Source organism: Bacillus sp. LBG-1-113 (genome assembly GCF_020708615.1).
Classification (GTDB): Bacteria; Bacillota; Bacilli; order Bacillales; family Bacillaceae; genus Bacillus; species Bacillus mojavensis.
Genome location: NZ_JAJFDG010000004.1, coordinates 37,727 through 55,176 on the forward strand (window position 1 = coordinate 37,727; position 17,450 = coordinate 55,176).

General features: G+C 46.2%; 17 protein-coding genes and 2 riboswitches. All 17 genes read left to right on the forward strand.

All coding sequences use genetic code 11. From position 1 onward, the window contains the following. The first annotated feature begins 90 nt into the window (after positions 1–90). The 17 genes from guaA to purH all read left to right on the forward strand — a co-directional run bounded on the left by guaA (position 91) and on the right by purH (position 17,449). Positions 91–1,632 (forward strand): glutamine-hydrolyzing GMP synthase, encoded by a 1,542-nt coding sequence (guaA, locus tag LJF29_RS12020; RefSeq protein WP_010333236.1) that lies wholly within the window; start codon positions 91–93, stop codon positions 1,630–1,632. 143 nt (positions 1,633–1,775) lie between these two features. Next, positions 1,776–1,877, forward strand: a riboswitch (purine riboswitch). Between the two features lie 135 nt (positions 1,878–2,012). Next, positions 2,013–3,335, forward strand: a complete 1,323-nt coding sequence (gene pbuG, locus LJF29_RS12025; RefSeq protein WP_010333237.1) for a hypoxanthine/guanine permease PbuG — start codon at positions 2,013–2,015, stop codon at positions 3,333–3,335. 215 nt (positions 3,336–3,550) lie between these two features. Beyond that, positions 3,551–4,345, forward strand: a complete 795-nt coding sequence (locus LJF29_RS12030) for a hypothetical protein (protein WP_229148724.1) — start codon at positions 3,551–3,553, stop codon at positions 4,343–4,345. A 128-nt stretch (positions 4,346–4,473) separates the two neighbouring features. Next, complete coding sequence (locus LJF29_RS12035; protein ID WP_229148725.1) at positions 4,474–4,641, forward strand: Fur-regulated basic protein FbpA; 168 nt, start codon at positions 4,474–4,476, stop codon at positions 4,639–4,641. Positions 4,642–4,855: 214 nt separating this feature from the next. Next, positions 4,856–5,410 carry a DUF2179 domain-containing protein gene (locus LJF29_RS12040; protein ID WP_010333240.1) on the forward strand — a complete coding sequence of 185 codons (555 nt, stop codon included), beginning with the start codon at positions 4,856–4,858 and terminating at the stop codon, positions 5,408–5,410. Then, positions 5,410–5,607: an NETI motif-containing protein gene (locus LJF29_RS12045; RefSeq protein ID WP_010333241.1), complete on the forward strand. Its 198-nt coding sequence runs from the start codon at positions 5,410–5,412 to the stop codon at positions 5,605–5,607. Before LJF29_RS12040 ends, LJF29_RS12045 begins: the two co-directional genes overlap by 1 nt. 79 nt (positions 5,608–5,686) lie before the next feature. After that, positions 5,687–5,788, forward strand: a riboswitch (purine riboswitch). A 140-nt stretch (positions 5,789–5,928) separates the two neighbouring features. Further along, positions 5,929–6,417 carry a 5-(carboxyamino)imidazole ribonucleotide mutase gene (gene purE, locus LJF29_RS12050; RefSeq protein ID WP_229148726.1) on the forward strand — a complete coding sequence of 163 codons (489 nt, stop codon included), beginning with the start codon at positions 5,929–5,931 and terminating at the stop codon, positions 6,415–6,417. Then, positions 6,410–7,552 carry a 5-(carboxyamino)imidazole ribonucleotide synthase gene (purK, locus tag LJF29_RS12055; RefSeq protein WP_229148727.1) on the forward strand — a complete coding sequence of 381 codons (1,143 nt, stop codon included), beginning with the start codon at positions 6,410–6,412 and terminating at the stop codon, positions 7,550–7,552. The genes purE and purK overlap by 8 nt, the downstream gene beginning before the upstream one ends. Further along, positions 7,549–8,844 (forward strand): adenylosuccinate lyase, encoded by a 1,296-nt coding sequence (purB, locus tag LJF29_RS12060; protein WP_010333244.1) that lies wholly within the window; start codon positions 7,549–7,551, stop codon positions 8,842–8,844. The genes purK and purB overlap by 4 nt, the downstream gene beginning before the upstream one ends. A gap of 74 nt (positions 8,845–8,918) precedes the next feature. Further along, positions 8,919–9,644, forward strand: coding sequence for a phosphoribosylaminoimidazolesuccinocarboxamide synthase (gene purC, locus LJF29_RS12065; protein ID WP_229148729.1), 726 nt, complete (start codon positions 8,919–8,921; stop codon positions 9,642–9,644). After that, complete coding sequence (gene purS / locus LJF29_RS12070; protein WP_010333246.1) at positions 9,637–9,891, forward strand: phosphoribosylformylglycinamidine synthase subunit PurS; 255 nt, start codon at positions 9,637–9,639, stop codon at positions 9,889–9,891. Before purC ends, purS begins: the two co-directional genes overlap by 8 nt. After that, positions 9,888–10,571, forward strand: a complete 684-nt coding sequence (purQ, locus tag LJF29_RS12075) for a phosphoribosylformylglycinamidine synthase subunit PurQ (protein WP_168747096.1) — start codon at positions 9,888–9,890, stop codon at positions 10,569–10,571. The genes purS and purQ overlap by 4 nt, the downstream gene beginning before the upstream one ends. Further along, positions 10,555–12,783 carry a phosphoribosylformylglycinamidine synthase subunit PurL gene (purL, locus tag LJF29_RS12080; RefSeq protein ID WP_229148731.1) on the forward strand — a complete coding sequence of 743 codons (2,229 nt, stop codon included), beginning with the start codon at positions 10,555–10,557 and terminating at the stop codon, positions 12,781–12,783. The genes purQ and purL overlap by 17 nt, the downstream gene beginning before the upstream one ends. Beyond that, positions 12,759–14,189, forward strand: coding sequence for an amidophosphoribosyltransferase (purF, locus tag LJF29_RS12085; RefSeq protein WP_010333249.1), 1,431 nt, complete (start codon positions 12,759–12,761; stop codon positions 14,187–14,189). Before purL ends, purF begins: the two co-directional genes overlap by 25 nt. 100 nt (positions 14,190–14,289) lie before the next feature. Continuing rightward, positions 14,290–15,330 (forward strand): phosphoribosylformylglycinamidine cyclo-ligase, encoded by a 1,041-nt coding sequence (gene purM, locus LJF29_RS12090; protein WP_229148732.1) that lies wholly within the window; start codon positions 14,290–14,292, stop codon positions 15,328–15,330. Further along, positions 15,327–15,914, forward strand: coding sequence for a phosphoribosylglycinamide formyltransferase (gene purN / locus LJF29_RS12095; protein WP_010333252.1), 588 nt, complete (start codon positions 15,327–15,329; stop codon positions 15,912–15,914). The genes purM and purN overlap by 4 nt, the downstream gene beginning before the upstream one ends. After that, positions 15,911–17,449, forward strand: a complete 1,539-nt coding sequence (gene purH, locus LJF29_RS12100) for a bifunctional phosphoribosylaminoimidazolecarboxamide formyltransferase/IMP cyclohydrolase (RefSeq protein ID WP_229148733.1) — start codon at positions 15,911–15,913, stop codon at positions 17,447–17,449. The genes purN and purH overlap by 4 nt, the downstream gene beginning before the upstream one ends. The last annotated feature ends 1 nt before the right edge of the window (position 17,450 follow it).

Sequence of the window (17,450 nt, forward strand, 5' to 3'; positions counted from 1 at the left end):
ACGGCCTTGCCAAAAGAGGGCGGAGCGTGTTTCATATCTGTCCTCGTTTTTTTCTGTGTCAAAAAACTTAGAGGAGATTAGGTGACAACCATGACAAAGTTAGTGAATGAAATGATTCTTGTCCTTGATTTCGGCAGTCAGTACAATCAGCTGATTACACGCCGCATCCGTGAATTTGGTGTATACAGTGAGCTGCATCCCCATACATTGACGGCTGAAGAAATTAAAGAAATGAATCCAAAAGGAATTATTTTATCCGGCGGTCCGAACAGTGTATATGATGAAGGCTCTTTCCGCTGTGACGAGAAAATCTTCGAATTAGATGTTCCTGTATTGGGAATTTGCTACGGCATGCAGCTGATGACTCATTACCTTGGTGGTAAAGTAGAAGCTGCCAGCCAGCGTGAATACGGTAAAGCGAACATCCACATCGAAGGAACACCTGATTTGTTCAAAGATCTTCCGAATGAACAAGTGGTTTGGATGAGCCACGGTGACCTGGTTGTAGAAGTGCCTGAAGGTTTCACTGTTGATGCGACAAGCCATCACTGCCCGAACTCAGCGATGAGCAAAGCGGATAAAAAATGGTACGGTGTTCAGTTCCATCCGGAAGTGCGCCATTCTGAATACGGCAATGACCTTCTGAAAAACTTTGTATTCGGCGTTTGCGAATGTGAAGGCAAATGGTCAATGGAGAACTTTATCGAAATCGAAATGCAAAAAATCCGTGAAACGGTCGGAGACAAACAGGTTCTTTGTGCGCTTAGCGGCGGCGTTGATTCTTCTGTTGTTGCTGTTTTGATTCATAAAGCGATCGGCGACCAGCTGACTTGTATCTTTGTAGACCATGGCCTGCTCCGTAAAGGCGAGGCTGAAGGTGTTATGAAAACATTCAGCGAAGGCTTTAACATGAACGTGATTAAAGTAGACGCAAAAGACAGATTCTTAAATAAACTGAAAGGCGTTTCTGATCCTGAGCAAAAACGCAAAATCATCGGTAATGAATTTATTTATGTGTTCGACGATGAAGCGGACAAGCTCAAAGGCATCGACTACCTTGCACAAGGAACGCTTTACACTGATATCATCGAGAGCGGTACTGCAACGGCGCAAACGATCAAATCTCACCATAATGTCGGCGGGCTTCCTGAAGACATGCAGTTTGAACTGATCGAGCCGTTAAACACGCTCTTCAAAGACGAAGTGCGCGCGCTTGGCACAGAGCTCGGCATTCCGGATGAAATCGTATGGCGCCAGCCTTTCCCAGGACCGGGCCTCGGCATCCGCGTTCTTGGCGAAGTAACAGAAGAAAAACTGGAAATCGTTCGTGAATCAGATGCGATTTTGCGTGAAGAAGTAGCAAATCACGGGTTAGAGCGTGATATCTGGCAATACTTCACTGTTCTTCCTGACATCCGCAGCGTCGGTGTTATGGGTGACGCGAGAACATATGATTACACAATCGGAATTCGCGCCGTTACTTCAATTGACGGCATGACTTCTGACTGGGCGCGTATCCCATGGGATGTGCTTGAAGTGATTTCTACACGTATCGTAAACGAAGTGAAGCACATTAACCGCGTGGTGTACGATATTACAAGTAAGCCGCCTGCGACGATTGAGTGGGAATAAGTAAAATTAGCGAAAACCATTTTCTTTGGCAATTATGCCGAGAAGATGGTTTTTTTGTTTATTACGAACAAAATCAATTTTTAACCGACTATTGTTCGTTTTTTTATATTGTTTTTTCAAATCGAACTTGGTACAATAGACACAGAAATCAAATAAGATGAATTCGTATAATCGCGGGGATATGGCTCGCAAGTTTCTACCAAGCTACCGTAAATGGCTTGACTACGTAAACATTTCTTTCGTTTGATATAAATAAAACACGTTTATTTATTCAAACTGGAATCCGTCTGTAGTCAAGCGTCCCAAAATATATTGGGGCGTTTTTTATTTGGCGATTTCAGGGCAGGATAAATAGCAAAGAGTGAAGGGAGTCAAATAGCTTGAAAAAGTTTTTTCAGTTTGATGAGCTGGGCACCAGCTATCGCAACGAAATCATCGGCGGATTAACGACCTTTTTATCCATGGCGTATATCCTGTTCGTCAATCCGATTACGCTAGCTTTGGAAAGTGTAAAAGATTTTCCGGAAGCATTGAGAATAGATCAAGGTGCGGTCTTTACGGCGACAGCTTTGGCGTCAGCAGCAGGCTGTATTTTAATGGGCTTAATTGCGAGATATCCGATTGCCATTGCGCCCGGTATGGGGCTGAACGCGTTTTTTGCGTTTTCTGTTGTTCTCGGTATGGGGATTTCCTGGCAGGCCGCTTTGTCTGGTGTTTTCATTTCAGGACTGATCTTTGTTGCTCTTTCTTTAACAGGTTTTCGTGAAAAAATCATTAACGCTATTCCGCCTGAGCTGAAATTGGCAGTCGGAGCGGGGATTGGCCTATTTATTACATTTGTCGGCTTACAGGGCTCAGGGATCATTGCATCGAATCCTTCAACCCTTGTCACAATCGGAAACATTCACAGCGGTCCTGTGCTGTTAACGATTTTCGGTGTCATTGTAACGGTTATTTTAATGGTGCTTCGCGTGAACGCAGGCGTGTTTATCGGGATGCTGTTAACGGCGATTGCCGGTATGATTTTCGGTTTGGTTCCGGTTCCGTCTCAAATCGTCGGAAGTGTGCCAAGCCTTGAATCGACGTTTGGACAAGCTTGGATTCACTTGCCGGATATTTTCTCTGTGCAAATGCTGATCGTCATTTTAACATTCTTGTTTGTCGGATTTTTTGATACGGCTGGTACACTGGTTGCTGTGGCAACACAGGCTGGTTTAATGAAGGAAAACAAATTGCCGCGTGCAGGCCGTGCACTTTTAGCTGACTCAACTTCAATCGTTATCGGCTCCGTGCTTGGGACGTCTACAACAACGTCTTATGTGGAATCAAGCTCGGGTGTTGCTGCGGGGGCCCGTTCCGGTTTTGCGGCAATTGTAACTGGAATTCTCTTTTTGCTCGCTATGTTTTTCTCACCGCTTCTATCAGTCGTTACGTCAAATGTAACAGCTCCGGCACTGATCATAGTGGGTGCATTAATGGTAGCGCCGCTTGGCAAAATCGCTTGGGATAAGTTTGAAGTGGCGGTTCCCGCTTTCCTTACAATGATCATGATGCCGCTAACGTACAGCATTGCGACTGGAATTGCGATCGGATTTATTTTCTACCCGATTACAATGGTGTGCAAAGGGAAAGCCAAAGAGGTTCATCCGATCATGTACGGACTGTTTGTTGTATTTATTCTTTACTTTATTTTCTTGAAATAATGATTGAAAACCAGCTGCGATGTTGCGGCTGGTTTTTTATTTTGTTGCGAAAGGCAAAACCATTTCATATCATATACCGTCATGTAGATGTGCCGCCATTGTTTACTGAAATGGAAATGACTTGACTGTTCAGGAAGGCTTCGGTACCTTATATAAGTGTTTTATTTTCTTGCTGAATGGTATTCCGCCGTATATTTTTGATAGGAGTTGCTAACATGACGGAAGAAAGAAAAGAAACGTTGGAAGAAGAAGTTAACCAGAATGAAGGAATAGATGAAGAGCCGCTTTCGCGGATGTCGAGAAAGGCCAGCCGCCAAAGCAAGCAGAAGCAGAAAAAGCAGAAACAACATAAGGAACGCGTAGAATCGTCTGCGAAAGAAAAGCTAGCCTCTGTTTGGGCAGCCATTAACAGATATTGCGGCTTTGCTTTTTCAATATTGAAATCTCCGGCGAAAACGGTCGTGGCAGATGGTTTTTCTCATTATAAATATGGTCTTATTTCAATGCTCATATTCAGTATCGTTTTTTCAATCGGGAACTGGTTTCAGTTAAAGGCGAGCTGGAACAGGCCGCTCGGTTTTGGAGAACGCCATCACGCGTTTTATGACGGATTTTTTGTCGTTCTTGTGTATATGCTCGTCTTTTTTGCTGTTATGGTCTTCTCAATATGGGCCGTGTCTCGGTATATGATGAAGCAAAAGGTATCAATCAAGGAAGCTGCGGCTGGTTTTGGCTCATTGCTTGTACCGGTGATCGCCGTTTCAATCATTTGGATGATATTTGCGATCGTGAATGTACCGATGCTGACTGTCCTTTTCACAGTCTTAATCCTGTTTTCGCTTTTCTTTATGATGGCGCTGTATGTACAGCGTCTGTATCAGACGGCAAGTGAGGCACCGATTGACTACATCTATTGTGTGTTTGCTGTTTTAGCTGTTGCGCTGCTGTTTGCGGCAGTGACATGGCCGTTTATTTCTGAATATTTTACGGCGTCGCTTATCCCGCTTTAATGTAAAAAAACCGGCTGAAAAGGCCGGTTTTTTGATGTCACAGTTTTTACAAATATATCTAAAAAACACAGTTGAATTGTAGGATTAATCCGTGTATGATGAGGAAAATGCTGTGGAGGATGATGGACATGGCCCATTTACTTCGTCAGGCGATTTATCAAAAGAAGGAATTTTTAAAAACCAAATTAATGCTCTCAGAATTTTATCGCGGAAGAGGGGAACAGCTCGCTGATTATACGCTGAGTGAACTTGAGAAAGAATATGAGTCCCTTCGGAAAATGAAAAAAGAGATATGACAATAAATAAAGAAATGTGAGTCTGCTGAAAAGCAGGCTTTTTTGTTTGGATTTTGAAAAGGATAGAAAGAGGGTAAACTATTGCTGAGTGATGAAGAGAGTGTGTCGAAAAATTTTGTCTGCGATAACGGCCATAGCTGATTGTAAAGGGTTCATTTCTCTAGTAGAATATGAATGCTTTACGTAAGTTGAATGAGTAAGGGGGTTTTATAAAATGATGCAAACCTTATTATCAAACGGATTAGCAATGGTTCTCATTATTCTGATTATCAATGTTGTTTATGTATCATTTTTTACGATAAGAATGATTTTAACACTGAAAGGCCAGCGGTATTTAGCGGCCGGAATCAGCACGATTGAAATTTTGGTTTATGTGACCGGGCTGAGCCTCGTGCTCGATAACTTAGACCAGATTCAAAACGTGATTGCGTACGCACTCGGCTATGGTCTGGGCGTGATTGTCGGAATGAAAATCGAAGAAAAACTGGCGCTTGGCTATATTATGGTCAATGTGATTACAAAAGAGCTTGACCTCGATCTTCCGAAGCAGCTTCGTGAAAAAGGCTATGGCGTGACGAACTGGGTGGCAGGCGGACTTGAAGGCGACCGCACGGCTCTGCAGATTTTGACGCCGAGAAGATATGAGCTGCAGCTGTACGAGACGATTAAAACGCTTGATTCAAAAGCTTTTATTATTGCGTATGAACCAAAAACGATCCACGGCGGCTTCTGGGTCAAAGCGGTGAAGAAGAGGAGAATTAAAGAATAATGGCAAAACCGAAGAAGAAAAAGTTTGAAGTGACAGAACAGCAAACGATCGAAGCAGTGCTTCAGCAAATGAAAGAAGAAGGGTATATGCCTGTACGTCGAATGGAAGAGCCGATCTTCAAGGAAAAGATGGAAGATGGGTCAATTCAGATCGTTCCGTGCGGAAAAAAAATCGTATTTGAAGGGAAATTGATCTAAAACACGAACATTAGCAGAATGAATTTTTATATCGTTCGATAATGTCGTTGACATTATTCATGTCCGTTGTTAAGATAAACATGAAATCAAAACACGACCTCATATAATCTTGGGAATATGGCCCATAAGTTTCTACCCGGCAACCGTAAATTGCCGGACTATGCAGGAAAGTGATCGATAAAACTGACATGGATATATCGCAGAAGCGAACGACTGCCGATACATGCACCATGCCCGGTTTGTATTGCTTCCTCATAATGCAATACAAAGCCGGGTATTTTTTATTTTCTGAAAACTAAAGCATTAGAAGGTGGGAACAGAATGCAGCCGCTAGTAGGAATCATCATGGGAAGCACTTCCGATTGGGAGACAATGAAAAACGCATGCGACATACTTGAAGAACTTGAAGTGCCGTACGAAAAGAAGGTGGTTTCCGCTCACCGGACGCCTGATTTCATGTTTGAGTACGCTGAAACAGCCAGAGAAAGAGGCATTAAGGTCATTATCGCAGGTGCCGGTGGAGCCGCGCACTTGCCGGGGATGACAGCTGCTAAAACGACGCTGCCGGTTATCGGCGTTCCGGTTCAGTCTAAGGCGTTGAACGGACTCGATTCACTTCTTTCCATCGTGCAAATGCCTGGAGGCGTTCCGGTTGCCACAACAGCCATCGGAAAAGCGGGCGCTGTGAACGCTGGTCTGTTAGCGGCGCAAATTTTGTCAGCTTTTGACGAGGATCTAGCCAGAATGTTAGATGAAAGAAGAGAAAATACAAAACAAACAGTGTTAGAAAGCAGTGATCAGCTTGTCTAATCAAATCATCTATCCAGGAGCCGTCATCGGCATAATCGGCGGCGGACAGCTTGGGAAAATGATGGCTGTCTCCGCAAAACAAATGGGGTATAAAGTCGCGGTCGTTGATCCGGTGAAAGATTCGCCGTGCGGGCAGGTCGCGGATATCGAAATCACCGCTTCATACAACGACCGCGAAGCGATTCGGAAATTGGCTGACATCAGCGATATTATCACGTATGAGTTTGAAAACATCGATTATGATGCGCTGCATTGGCTGAAAGATCATGCGTATCTCCCGCAAGGAAGTGAGCTGCTGCTCATTACCCAAAACCGTGAAACAGAGAAAAAAGCGATTCAATCCGCGGGCTGTGAAGTTGCCCCTTACAGCATCGTCAAAACAAAGGATGAGCTGAAAGAGGCGGTTCAGTCGCTGGGGCTTCCCGCAGTGCTGAAAACATGCCGCGGCGGATATGACGGCAAAGGCCAATTTGTCATCAAGGAAGCGTCACAAATAGAAGAGGCTTCAGCTCTTTTAAAGCAAGGAACTTGCATTCTCGAAAGCTGGGTTTCTTTTAAAATGGAACTGTCGGTCATCGTTGTCAGATCGGTAAACGGAGAAATTTCGACGTTCCCGGCAGCGGAAAACATTCACCACAATAATATTCTGTTCCAAAGCATCGTGCCTGCACGGGTTGAAGAAAGGATTCAGGCAAAGGCTGCTGAGCTGGCCGTTAAGCTCGCAGATGAGCTGAATCTTGTCGGACCGCTTGCTGTTGAAATGTTCCTGACAGAGGGCGATGAGCTTTTGGTTAATGAACTGGCGCCTAGACCGCACAATTCAGGACATTACACGCTGGATCTTTGCGAGACGAGCCAGTTTGAACAGCATATCAGAGCGGTTTGCGGCCTTCCGCTTGGAAAAACGGAGCTGCTGAAGCCTGGCATGATGGTGAATCTTCTCGGCGATGAAGTGAAGATCCCAGAGGAAGAGCCGGAGCTTTTAAGAGAAGCAAAGCTTTATGTATACGGAAAACATGAAATCAAAAAAGGCCGCAAAATGGGGCATATTACTTTTATGAAGCAGCCTGAAGACGAATGGATTCAGGAGATCACAAATAAATGGAGAAATAGAGACGGAGGACAAGCAGAATGATCGAACGTTATTCAAGACCTGAAATGTCCGCGATTTGGACGGATGAAAACAGATTTCAAGCATGGTTAGAGGTTGAAATTCTTGCCTGTGAAGCGTGGGCGGAGCTTGGCGTTATTCCAAAAGAAGACGTAAAGCTGATGCGCGAAAACGCGTCATTTGACATCAACCGCATATTAGAAATCGAACAGGACACGCGCCATGACGTAGTTGCTTTTACGCGCGCTGTATCCGAATCACTGGGCGAAGAAAGAAAATGGGTGCATTACGGCTTAACGTCAACTGACGTCGTAGATACCGCTCTTTCTTACTTATTAAAACAGGCTAATGACATTCTGCTCAAGGACCTTGAGAGATTTGTTGACATCATAAAAGAAAAAGCGAAAGAACATAAATACACAGTCATGATGGGCCGTACACACGGCGTACACGCAGAGCCTACAACATTTGGTTTAAAACTTGCGCTTTGGCACGAAGAAATGAAACGCAACCTTGAACGCTTTAAACAAGCGAAGGAAGGCATTGAGGTTGGGAAGATTTCCGGTGCTGTCGGCACATATGCGAACATTGATCCGTTTGTTGAGCAATATGTTTGTGAGAAACTCGGCCTGAAAGCCGCACCGATTTCAACACAAACGCTTCAGCGTGACCGCCATGCTGATTATATGGCGACACTTGCTTTGATCGCGACAAGCATTGAGAAATTCGCAGTTGAAATTCGCGGACTGCAAAAGAGTGAAACACGTGAGGTCGAGGAATTTTTTGCGAAAGGGCAAAAAGGGTCATCCGCAATGCCGCATAAACGGAATCCGATCGGTTCTGAAAACATGACAGGTATAGCGCGTGTCATTCGCGGCTACATGATGACAGCTTACGAAAATGTTCCGTTATGGCATGAGCGCGATATTTCTCATTCTTCAGCGGAACGGATTATTCTTCCGGATGCGACAACCGCGCTGAATTACATGCTGAACCGCTTCTCCAACATCGTGAAGAACTTAACGGTCTTCCCGGAAAACATGAAGCGCAACATGGACCGCACATTGGGGCTGATCTACTCTCAGCGCGTGCTGCTGGCATTGATTGACACAGGCCTGACTCGTGAAGAAGCTTATGACACAGTGCAGCCGAAAGCAATGGAGGCATGGGAAAAGCAAGTACCGTTCCGTGAGCTTGTGGAAGCGGAAGAGAAAATCACTTCCCGTCTTTCTCCGGAAAAAATTGCTGACTGCTTTGATTATCATTACCATCTGAAAAATGTGGATCTGATCTTTGAACGTTTAGGTTTAGCATAGAAGAAGCTTTTAGGCGGCTTCTTCCCTGCTGCCTTAGTTTGAAAATTCCCAACATTCGGGTTAGGAGGCCTTCCGTGAATATTGTGAAGAATGAACTTTTATATGAAGGAAAAGCGAAAAAGATTTACAAAACCGACGACGAAAACACGCTGTATGTGGTGTATAAAGATTCTGCCACTGCCTTTAACGGAGAAAAAAAGGCGGAAATTAGCGGCAAAGGGCGCTTAAACAATGAGATTTCAAGCCTGATTTTCAAACACCTCCATAAAAAAGGAGTTAATAACCACTTTATCGAGCGGATGTCGGAAACAGAGCAGCTCATTAAAAAGGTAACGATTGTGCCGCTGGAAGTCGTCGTCAGAAATGTTGTGGCAGGAAGCATGTCCAAACGTCTCGGCATTCCAGAAGGCACGGAGCTTGAACAGCCGATTATCGAGTTTTACTACAAGGATGACGCGCTGGGTGATCCGCTCATCACAGAAGATCATATTTGGCTTTTGAAAGCGGCGACTCCTGAGCAGGTAGATGCCATTAAGTCCATTACAAAAACAGTAAATGAAGAGCTTCAAAGCATTTTTGACGATTGTCATGTCAGATTAATAGATTTCAAGCTTGAATTCGGTTTAGATGCAGACGGGCAAGTGCTTTTGGCGGATGAAATTTCACCTGATACATGCCGTCTGTGGGATAAAGACACGAACGAAAAGCTGGACAAAGATTTATTCAGACGCAATCTGGGAAGCTTAACCGACGCATACGAAGAGATTTTCAAAAGACTGGGAGGCATTCATCATGTATAAAGTAAAAGTTTATGTCAGCTTAAAAGAAAGTGTACTGGATCCACAAGGGAGCGCTGTCCAGCATGCCTTGCACAGTATGTCTTACAAGGAAGTCGCCGACGTGCGCATCGGGAAATACATGGAGCTAACAATTGAAAAGTCGGACCGTGATCTTGACGTGCTAGTGAAAGAAATGTGCGAAAAACTTCTTGCGAATACAGTGATTGAAGATTACAGATATGAGGTTGAGGAGGTAGTCGCACAGTGAAATTTGCGGTGATAGTGTTACCCGGCTCTAACTGTGATATCGATATGTATCACGCTGTAAAGGATGAACTCGGCCATGATGTGGAATACGTCTGGCACGAGGAAACAAGCCTTGACGGCTTCGACGGCGTGTTAATTCCGGGAGGTTTTTCTTACGGAGATTACTTGAGATGCGGCGCCATCGCCCGATTTGCGAATATTATGCCTGCTGTAAAACAGGCAGCGGCTGAAGGAAAACCTGTCCTCGGCGTCTGCAACGGATTTCAGATTTTACAGGAGCTTGGCCTTTTGCCAGGTGCAATGAGACGCAACAAAGATTTGAAGTTCATTTGCCGTCCGGTTGAATTAATCGTGCAGAACGACGAAACTTTATTCACCTCTTCCTATGAAAAAGGCCAATCGATTACAATTCCGGTTGCCCACGGTGAAGGGAATTTCTACTGTGATGACGAAACGCTTGCTTCATTAAAAGAAAACAATCAAATTGCTTTCACATACGGTTCCGATATTAACGGAAGTGTCAGCGATATTGCCGGTGTTGTAAATGAAAAAGGAAATGTGTTAGGCATGATGCCTCATCCAGAGCGCGCGGTCGATGAACTGCTTGGAAGCGCCGACGGTCTTAAATTGTTTCAGTCTATCGTGAAAAATTGGAGGGAAACTCATGTCACTACTGCTTGAACCAAGTAAAGAACAAATAAAAGAAGAGAAAATATATCAGCAAATGGGTGTCAGTGATGATGAGTATGCATTGATTGAATCCATTCTTGGAAGATTGCCGAACTACACAGAAATTGGAATTTTTTCTGTCATGTGGTCAGAGCATTGCAGCTACAAGAACTCAAAGCCGATTTTGCGTAAATTCCCGACGAGCGGCGAACGCGTGCTGCAAGGTCCGGGGGAAGGCGCCGGAATCGTTGATATCGGTGATAACCAAGCGGTTGTGTTCAAAATTGAATCGCATAACCATCCATCAGCCATCGAACCGTACCAAGGCGCTGCGACTGGCGTAGGCGGCATAATCCGTGATGTCTTTTCAATGGGTGCGCGTCCTATCGCTGTATTAAACTCTCTTCGATTTGGTGAACTGACTTCACCGCGCGTGAAGTACTTGTTTGAAGAAGTAGTAGCAGGTATCGCCGGATATGGGAACTGCATCGGAATCCCGACAGTCGGCGGCGAAGTGCAATTTGACAGCAGCTATGAAGGGAATCCGCTTGTCAACGCAATGTGCGTCGGATTAATCAATCACGAAGACATCAAAAAAGGCCAGGCAAAGGGTGTCGGCAACACGGTCATGTATGTCGGCGCAAAAACAGGGCGAGATGGAATTCACGGCGCTACGTTTGCGTCTGAAGAAATGTCTGATGCTTCTGAAGAAAAGCGCTCCGCGGTTCAAGTCGGCGATCCATTTATGGAGAAGCTTTTGCTTGAAGCGTGCCTGGAAGTCATTCAATGTGACGCCTTAGTCGGCATTCAGGACATGGGAGCTGCCGGCCTGACCAGCTCAAGCGCGGAAATGGCAAGTAAAGCGGGTTCTGGCATTGAAATGAACCTTGACTTGATCCCTCAGCGTGAAACAGGCATGACCGCTTATGAAATGATGCTTTCTGAATCACAGGAACGGATGCTGCTTGTTATTGAGCGCGGACGTGAACAGGAAATTATCGATATTTTTGACAAGTATGATCTTGAAGCAGTTTCTGTCGGACGTGTAACAGATGATAAAATGCTGCGCCTGACACATAAAGGTGAGGTTGTATGCGAGCTCCCTGTTGATGCCTTGGCAGAAGAAGCGCCGGTTTACCACAAGGCTTCTCAAGAGCCTGCCTACTACCGTGAATTTTTAGAGACGGATGTTCCGGCTCCTCAAATTGACGATGCGAATAAAACACTGAAGGCGCTCCTGCAACAGCCGACGATCGCAAGCAAAGAGTGGGTTTACGACCAGTATGACTACATGGTGCGGACGAATACAGTTGTGGCTCCTGGGTCTGACGCGGGTGTTCTCAGAATCCGCGGAACGAAAAAGGCGCTGGCGATGACAACTGACTGTAACGCCCGTTATCTCTACCTTGATCCAGAGGTCGGCGGAAAAATCGCTGTCGCAGAAGCGGCGCGCAACATCGTTTGCTCCGGTGCAGAACCACTTGCGGTTACAGATAACCTGAACTTCGGAAACCCGGAAAAACCGGAAATTTTTTGGCAGATTGAAAAGGCGGCTGACGGCATCAGTGAGGCGTGCAACGTTCTCAGCACACCTGTAATCGGCGGAAACGTATCGCTTTATAACGAATCAAACGGAACGGCGATCTACCCGACACCTGTAATCGGCATGGTCGGTTTAATTGAAGATACAGATCACATTACAACGCAGCATTTCAAACAAGCGGGCGACCTTGTGTACGTCATCGGCGAAACAAAACCTGAGTTTGCCGGAAGCGAGCTGCAAAAAATGACAGAAGGCCGCATTTACGGCAAAGCGCCGCAAATCGATCTTGATGTAGAACAGGCACGCCAAAAGGCACTGCTTGACGCGATTAAACAAGGCTATATTCAATCAGCGCACGATGTATCCGAAGGCGGCATAGGCGTAGCAATTGCGGAAAGTGTCATGACGACGGAAAACCTTGGCGCTAGCGTGACTGTTGAAGGGGAAGCAGCATTATTATTCTCTGAATCTCAATCCCGCTTCGTTGTTTCTGTGAAAAAAGAACATCAAGCAGCGTTTGAAGAAGCTGTACAAGATGCGGTTCATATCGGTGAGGTAACAGCTGATGGACTTCTGAGCATTCAAAATCAAGACGGACAACAATTGATTCACGCGCAGACGAAAGAGCTTGAACGCGCGTGGAAAGGAGCTATCCCATGCTTGCTGAAATCAAAGGCTTAAATGAAGAATGCGGCGTTTTTGGGATTTGGGGACATGAAGAAGCCCCGCAAATTACGTATTACGGCCTCCACAGCCTCCAACACAGAGGACAGGAGGGCGCGGGCATTGTGGCGACTGACGGTGAACAGCTGACGGCGCATAAAGGCCAAGGGCTGATCACTGAGGTATTTCAAAACGGTGAGCTCAGCAAAGTAAAGGGGAAAGGCGCAATTGGGCACGTTCGGTATGCAACAGCCGGCGGCGGCGGATATGAAAATGTTCAGCCGCTCCTCTTCCGCTCCCAAAACAACGGCAGCCTGGCGCTTGCCCATAACGGGAACTTGGTGAATGCCACTCAGCTGAAGCAGCAGCTTGAAAATCAAGGAAGCATCTTCCAGACCTCTTCGGACACTGAGGTTTTGGCTCACCTGATCAAAAGAAGCGGCCACTTCACGCTGAAGGATCAAATTAAAAACTCGCTTTCCATGCTGAAAGGCGCCTACGCGTTCCTGATCATGACTGAAACAGAAATGATTGTCGCGCTTGACCCGAACGGACTTAGACCGCTGTCAATCGGCATGATGGGAGACGCTTATGTTGTCGCTTCTGAAACATGTGCATTTGATGTCGTCGGCGCGACGTATCTTCGCGAGGTGGAGCCGGGCGAAATGCTGATTATCAATGATGATGGCATGAAATCAGAGCGCTTCTCCATGAATATCAACCGTTCCATCTGCAGCATGGAATACATTTATTTCTCACGCCCTGACAGCAATATTGAGGGCATTAACGTGCACAGCGCGCGTAAAAACCTTGGAAAAATGCTTGCTCAGGAATCAGCGGTTGAAGCTGATGTCGTGACAGGCGTTCCGGATTCCAGTATTTCAGCGGCTATCGGCTACGCGGAAGCAACAGGCATCCCGTACGAGCTTGGGTTAATCAAAAACCGTTATGTGGGCAGAACGTTTATTCAGCCGTCACAGGCTCTGCGTGAGCAGGGCGTCAGAATGAAGCTTTCTGCGGTGCGCGGTGTTGTAGAAGGAAAACGCGTCGTCATGGTGGATGACTCTATCGTGCGCGGAACGACAAGCCGCCGGATCGTAACGATGCTCAGAGAAGCGGGTGCGACAGAAGTGCATGTGAAAATCAGTTCGCCGCCGATCGCTCATCCGTGCTTCTACGGTATTGATACGTCTACACATGAAGAACTGATCGCGTCTTCTCACTCGGTTGAAGAAATCCGTCAGGAAATCGGAGCCGACACTCTCTCATTTTTGAGTGTCGAAGGGCTGCTGAAAGGAATCGGCAGAAAATACGAAGACGCTAATTGCGGGCAATGTCTTGCTTGCTTTACAGGGAAATATCCGACTGAAATTTATCAGGACACTGTGCTTCCTCATGTAAAAGAAGCGGTGTTAACCAAATAAAACTTGAAAATGACATAAAGGCAGCGCAGTTCGGCTGCCTTTCTCTTTCTGCCCTTGATCGGAGAAATATTTTGAAAAGCGCCTTAAAGGAGTGAATAGGATGTCTGAAGCATATAAAAACGCAGGAGTTGACATCGAAGCCGGATATGAAGCTGTAAAACGGATGAAAAAACATGTGGAGCGCACGAAAAGGCTTGGCGTTATGGGCAGCCTTGGCGGCTTTGGCGGCATGTTTGATCTGTCGGAGCTTTCTTATCAGAAACCCGTTTTAATTTCGGGAACAGACGGTGTCGGCACAAAATTAAAGCTGGCTTTTTCCATGGATAAACATGACACGATTGGTGTAGACGCTGTCGCAATGTGTGTCAATGACGTGCTTGCGCAAGGTGCGGAGCCGCTCTTTTTCCTCGACTATTTAGCGGTCGGCAAAGCAGATCCCATGAAAATTGAGCAGATCGTACAAGGCGTTGCGGATGGCTGTGAGCAGTCAGGTTCAGCCTTGGTCGGCGGAGAAACCGCTGAAATGCCTGGATTATATACAGCTGATGAATACGATATCGCAGGTTTCTCAGTTGGTGTAGCGGAAAAGGATGAAATCGTGACCGGCGAAAACATCAAGGAAGGCCACCTTTTAATCGGACTAAGCTCCAGCGGTCTTCACAGCAACGGATTTTCCCTTGTGAGAAAGGTGCTTCTGGACGATGCAGAGCTTGATCTCGACGAGACATATGAGCCGTTTGAACGCCCGCTCGGCGAAGAACTGCTTGAGCCGACAAGAATTTACGTGAAGCCTGTGCTTGCGGCTGTGAAAAGCGGACTCATTGATGGTATGGCGCATGTAACAGGCGGCGGATTTATTGAAAATCTTCCGCGTATGCTTCCTGAAGGCTTAAGTGCGGAAATCGATCACGGCTCTTGGCCGATCCCGCCGATCTTCTCTTTCTTGCAGGAGCATGGCAAGCTGAAAGAAGGAGACATGTTTAACGTCTTTAATATGGGCATTGGATTTGTTCTCGCGGTAAAAGAAGAACATCTCACCAAAGTCATCGGAACGCTTGAAAGCCACGGCGAAAAAGCCTATTTAATCGGGCGAGTGAAACAAGGTGAAGGCGTTACATTCGGCGGTGCTGCACTTTCATGAAAAAGTTTGCGGTATTTGCATCCGGAAATGGCTCAAACTTCGAAGCCATCGTCACACGCTTGAAAGAGGAGAACTGGGATGCGTCCGTATCACTCCTCGTTTGCGACAAACCGCAGGCGAAAGTCATCGAGCGGGCGGAAAGATTCCAGATTCCATCCTTTGCTTTTGAGCCGAAGTCTTATGAAAACAAGGCCGCATTTGAACGGGCCATTATTGAACAGCTTCATCTTCATGAAGTAGAATTGATCGTTCTCGCCGGCTATATGAGACTGATCGGTGATACGCTGCTCCAGGCATACGGAGGAAAAATCATCAACATCCATCCGTCCCTTCTTCCCGCTTTTCCTGGAATAGACGCAGTCGGACAGGCATACCGGGCGGGTGTGAAGGTGGCCGGGATTACCGTTCATTACGTCGATGAAGGAATGGATACAGGTCCGATCATCGCTCAAAAGGCAATTGACATTAATCAACATGATACATTGGAAACAATCGAACAGCGGATTCACAAGCTTGAGCATAAATGGTATCCAAGTGTGATTAAACAGCTATTAGGATTAAATAACAGAGGTGAAAAGGCATGACCATTAAACGCGCACTAATCAGTGTTTCAGATAAAACAAATCTTGTTCCTTTCGTAAAAGAACTGACAGAGCTTGGAGTTGAGGTTATTTCAACCGGCGGCACAAAAAAGCTTCTTCAAGAAAACGGTGTTGAAGTTATCGGAATTTCTGAAGTGACAGGTTTTCCGGAAATTATGGACGGTCGCTTAAAAACGCTTCATCCGAATATTCACGGCGGTCTTCTTGCAGTTCGCGGCAACGAAGAGCATATGGCGCAGATCAATGAACACGGCATTGCGCCAATTGACCTGGTTGTCGTCAACCTCTATCCATTTAAAGAGACGATTTCTAAAGAGAATGTGACGTACGAAGAGGCTATTGAAAACATTGATATCGGCGGACCTGGCATGCTGCGTGCGGCATCGAAAAACCATCAGGATGTGACGGTTATCGTTGATCCAGCGGATTACAGCCCTGTTCTGAATCAAATCAAAGAAGAAGGCGATGTTTCGCTTCAGAAAAAACGCGAGCTGGCGGCAAAAGTATTCCGTCACACTGCGGCATATGACGCGCTGATCGCTGACTATCTGACACATGTTGTCGGTGAAAAAGAACCAGAACAATTCACCGTTACATTTGAGAAAAAACAATCGCTTCGCTACGGAGAAAACCCGCATCAGGAAGCAACATTCTATCAAAGCGCGCTTCCTGTCAAAGGTTCTATTGCACAAGCAGAACAGCTGCACGGCAAAGAGCTTTCTTACAACAACATTAAAGATGCGGACGCAGCTGTTCAAATTGTTCGTGAATTCACGGAGCCTGCTGCGGTTGCTGTGAAGCATATGAATCCATGCGGCGTGGGAACTGGCGAAACGATCGCAGAAGCGTTTGACAGAGCGTTCGAAGCAGATAAAACATCGATTTTCGGCGGCATTATCGCGTTGAACCGTGAAGTGGACAAGCCAACAGCCGAAGCGCTTCATAACATTTTCTTAGAAATCATCATTGCGCCTTCATTCAGCCAGGAAGCGCTTGATATCCTGACAGCGAAGAAAAATCTTCGTCTGCTGACACTTGATGTGACAGCTGCCGTTCAAAAAGAAAAACAGCTGACATCTGTACAAGGCGGATTGCTGATTCAAGATTTAGATATGCACGGCTTTGATGATGCTGAGATCAGCATTCCGACAAAAAGAGAGCCGAACGAGCAAGAGTGGGAAGATTTGAAGCTTGCTTGGAAAGTCGTGAAACATGTGAAATCCAATGCGATCGTTCTCGCGAAGGACAACATGACAGTCGGCGTGGGAGCCGGACAAATGAACCGCGTCGGATCAGCGAAAATCGCAATCGAGCAAGCAGGAGAAAAAGCGAAAGGCAGCGCGCTCGGATCTGATGCATTTTTCCCAATGCCGGATACTGTTGAAGAAGCCGCAAAGGCGGGCGTTACGGCTATCATTCAGCCGGGTGGATCTGTGCGTGACGAGGATTCCATCAAAAAAGCGGACGAGTACGGCATTGCCATGGTGTTCACCGGCATTAGACACTTCAAACATTAAG

Bases quoted from the DNA above. Each gene is read 5' to 3' on its own strand.
- guaA (WP_010333236.1), top strand. From the start codon at position 91: ATGACAAAGTTAGTGAATGAAATGATTCTTGTCCTTGATTTCGGCAGT.
- LJF29_RS12030 (WP_229148724.1), top strand. From the start codon at position 3,551: ATGACGGAAGAAAGAAAAGAAACGTTGGAAGAAGAAGTTAACCAGAAT.
- LJF29_RS12035 (WP_229148725.1), top strand. From the start codon at position 4,474: ATGGCCCATTTACTTCGTCAGGCGATTTATCAAAAGAAGGAATTTTTA.
- LJF29_RS12040 (WP_010333240.1), top strand. From the start codon at position 4,856: ATGATGCAAACCTTATTATCAAACGGATTAGCAATGGTTCTCATTATT.
- LJF29_RS12045 (WP_010333241.1), top strand. From the start codon at position 5,410: ATGGCAAAACCGAAGAAGAAAAAGTTTGAAGTGACAGAACAGCAAACG.
- purE (WP_229148726.1), top strand. From the start codon at position 5,929: ATGCAGCCGCTAGTAGGAATCATCATGGGAAGCACTTCCGATTGGGAG.
- purB (WP_010333244.1), top strand. From the start codon at position 7,549: ATGATCGAACGTTATTCAAGACCTGAAATGTCCGCGATTTGGACGGAT.
- purS (WP_010333246.1), top strand. From the start codon at position 9,637: ATGTATAAAGTAAAAGTTTATGTCAGCTTAAAAGAAAGTGTACTGGAT.
- purL (WP_229148731.1), top strand. From the start codon at position 10,555: ATGTCACTACTGCTTGAACCAAGTAAAGAACAAATAAAAGAAGAGAAA.
- purF (WP_010333249.1), top strand. From the start codon at position 12,759: ATGCTTGCTGAAATCAAAGGCTTAAATGAAGAATGCGGCGTTTTTGGG.
- purM (WP_229148732.1), top strand. From the start codon at position 14,290: ATGTCTGAAGCATATAAAAACGCAGGAGTTGACATCGAAGCCGGATAT.
- purN (WP_010333252.1), top strand. From the start codon at position 15,327: ATGAAAAAGTTTGCGGTATTTGCATCCGGAAATGGCTCAAACTTCGAA.
- purH (WP_229148733.1), top strand. From the start codon at position 15,911: ATGACCATTAAACGCGCACTAATCAGTGTTTCAGATAAAACAAATCTT.